Source organism: Streptomyces sp. NPDC001222 (assembly GCF_042896945.1).
In the GTDB taxonomy this organism is placed as follows: domain Bacteria; phylum Actinomycetota; class Actinomycetes; order Streptomycetales; family Streptomycetaceae; genus Streptomyces; species Streptomyces gibsoniae.
The window spans coordinates 1-2928 of record NZ_JBIAXT010000087.1 but is presented as its reverse complement, the minus strand read 5'-3'; the positions used below and the strand labels follow the sequence as shown (position 1 = coordinate 2928).

Here is a 2928-nt window from a genome sequence, read left to right as displayed (position 1 = left end):
GGGTCTGACACGAAAATGAAGTGCGCTGCCCAGGTCAGGCGGCTTGGATCGGTTCGAAGCGGAGCGTCAGGCCGAGGCTATTGGCCTCCTTGATCATGCGGCGCATGGCACGTTCGGGATCGCGCTTGGCGAAGTAGTCGGCTCCGAGGTCGCGGTAGGGGGCCTTGTCCCGCAGGACGTGCCAGATGGCGATGGCGAGCTTGTGCATGACGGCGACCAGTGCCCGTTTGCCGCCTCTGCGAGCGGAGATACGGCGGAAGAACGCGGCGAGGTAGGAGGTCTTGTCCCTGATCGCGGCCATAGCGGCGGTCCCAAGCAGGCGCTTGAGGTTGCTGTTGCCCGGGCGGGTGCGTCCGGATCTGGTGACCCCGGCCGACTCGTTCTGTCCTGGGCAGACTCCGATCCACGAGGCGAGGTGCTGGGCGGAGGCGAACTGGGCCATGTCCCCGCCCGTCTCGGCCATGATGATCTCAGCGGCCAGCCGGCCGACGCCGGGGATGGTGTCGAGGTTGTCCAAGTCCTCCTCGTGCCTGGTCAGTAGCGAGGCGATTCGGGTGTCGAACATCGCGATGGCGCTGTTGAGGCGGTCGATCTCATCGAGGTAGTGGCGGACCATGAAGGCATGGTGCACGGTGAATTCGCCGTCCAGGGCCTCGATGAGAGATGGGATCTTGTTCCGGGCTTTGCCGCAGGCCAGGTCCGCGAGACGTTCGCGGTCCCGCTCACCGGCGATGAGGGCTTCGAGGATGGCACGTCCTGTGGCGCCGACAATGTTGCTGAGCACCGAACTGACCTTCATCCCGGTGTCCTCGAGTTCCTTCTCCAGCCGCTGGGCCTCACGCCCCGCGGCGCGGACGATCTCGGTCCGGCGACGGGTCAGGTCCCGCAACTCGCGAATCTCCCGCTCCGGGACGAAGGAACCCATCGCCAGGCCCGACGCACCGGCCCGGGCGAGGAACGCCGCGTCGCTCGGGTCGGTCTTGCGGCCCCTGATCCCCTTCAGATGGGCAGGGTTGACCAGCATCAAGTTCAGATGCGGCTGGAGCATGTAGTAGACGCTCCGCCAGTAGTCCGAGGTCGCCTCCATGACAACCACTTCGACGCGAGCCTCCACCAGCCAGGCCAGCAGCCGCCGGATCTCAGCCTGAGTGGTGCCGAACCGTTCTGTCTCCAGGCTCCAGCTTCCCTGCCGCTTCGGGCTGGGGGTGCGGGTGCAGGCGAGCAGGAACCGTTTGCCCAGGTCCACCCCGGCGGACCTCAAGTGGATGACCTCGTCCTTCACGTCCTGGCGCGCCATGACGTACTCCCCTCCCACGCGGCGATTCTGTGCCGGGCGGGCGCCCCGGAGGGGTCAGGGAAGAAGACGGAATCTGACACGCGTGCTCCGGGCGGCATCACTGCTGCCGTGGCAACAAACCGTGGTCCCCTGGTTGACCCCCATCGCCATCCTGTCCAACGAGCTCACCGGCATCGCAGACCCATCGGCCGACCGGGACGCCCGAGGCGATTTTCCTGTCTCCGAGGTGATCAGCGCAGCGCTTCCGGCGTTCCTGTCCAATCAACGGCTGATCTTGGTTGTTGAGTCAGTTGCTGGTGGTGGGGGTGAGGCGTCCTTCGAAGGCGATCTGGAAGGCGTTCAGGGGTGCCTTCCAGCGCATCGTCCAGCGGCGGCGCCCCTTGCCGGTCGGATCCAGTGACATGAGCGCCATGTAGACGCACTTCAACGCGGCGTTCTCCGACGGGAAGTGGCCACGAGCCCTCACGGCCTTGCGGATGCGGGCGTTCACGCTCTCAATCGCGTTCGTTGAACAGATCACCTTGCGGATCTCGACGTCGAAGGAGAGGAAGGGCACCATCTCGGCCCAGGCGTCGGACCACAGCTTGATCACGGCCGGGTACTTGGTGCCCCACTTCTCGGAGAACTCCAGGAACCGTTCGGTCGCGGCGGCCTCGCTCGGCGCGGTGTAGACGGGCTTGAGATCCTTCGCGACCTTGTCCCAGTCCTGCCGGGCCACGTAGCGGATGCTGTTCCGAATCAGATGAACTATGCATGTTTGCACCACAGTTCGCGGCCAGATCGTCTCGACCGCGTCCGGCAGGCCCTTCAATCCGTCGCAGACAAGCATGAGCACGTCCTCGACGCCGCGGTTGCGGAGCTCGGTGAACACACTGAGCCAGTGCTTGGCACCCTCGCCGCCATCACCTGCCCAGATCCCCAGGATGTCCCGGGTGCCCTCGACGGTCACAGCCATGGCCAGGTAGATCGGCCGGTTGGCGACCTGGCCGTCGCGGATCTTCACGTTGATGGCGTCCACGAAGACGACCGGGTAAACGCGATCCAGCGGACGTGACTGCCATTCGGCCATGCCTTCCATCACCTTGTCCGTGATGGTGCTGATGGTCTGCTTGGAGACTTCGGCTCCGTACACCTCGGCCAGATGAGCCGATATCTCCCCATGGGTCAGGCCCTTCGCCGACAGCGATAGCACCATCTCGTCGACACCGGTCAGGCGGCGCTGCCGCTTCTTGACGATCTGCGGCTCGAAGGTGCCGGCCACATCCCTCGGCACCTTCACCTCAACCGGGCCGACGTCGGTCAGCACTGTCTTGGTGCGGGTGCCGTTGCGGCTGTTGCCGCTGTTCCGGCCCGCCGCGTCGTGCTTGCCATAGCCGACATGGTCGGTGATCTCCCCCTCCAAGGCGGACTCCAGCACCCGCTTCGTCAGCTGCTGCAGCAGCCCGCCCTCCCCGGTCAGCTGCAGTCCGTCATTGCGGGCGCGGTCGACCAGCATCGCGATCAACTGCTCGTCCGACACCGCCTCCGCGGCCGACTCGACGACCGGCTCTTCCACGGTCCCGTGCTCGGTGATGGCCTCGCTCATCAGGCGTCTCCTTGATCATCGGATCCGCCGTTGATTAGACACTCCC

The 2928-nt window shown here is 65.5% G+C and carries 2 protein-coding genes; both read right to left on the bottom strand.

What is annotated here, in order from left to right; translation table 11 throughout:
- Positions 1-34: 34 nt before the first annotated feature.
- Positions 35-1297 carry an IS110 family transposase gene (locus ACFY2Z_RS41620; protein WP_390749190.1) on the bottom strand — a complete coding sequence of 421 codons (1263 nt, stop codon included), beginning with the start codon at positions 1295-1297 and terminating at the stop codon, positions 35-37.
- 286 nt (positions 1298-1583) lie between these two features.
- The gene (locus ACFY2Z_RS41615; RefSeq protein ID WP_390749189.1) at positions 1584-2882 is read right to left on the bottom strand and encodes an IS256 family transposase; all 1299 of its coding nucleotides are present in this window, start codon (positions 2880-2882) and stop codon (positions 1584-1586) included.
- Positions 2883-2928: the final 46 nt, after the last annotated feature.

Excerpts from the sequence above, each read along its gene's own strand:
- ACFY2Z_RS41620 (WP_390749190.1), bottom strand. The coding sequence starts at position 1,297 with ATGGCGCGCCAGGACGTGAAGGACGAGGTCATCCACTTGAGGTCCGCC.
- ACFY2Z_RS41615 (WP_390749189.1), bottom strand. The coding sequence starts at position 2,882 with ATGAGCGAGGCCATCACCGAGCACGGGACCGTGGAAGAGCCGGTCGTC.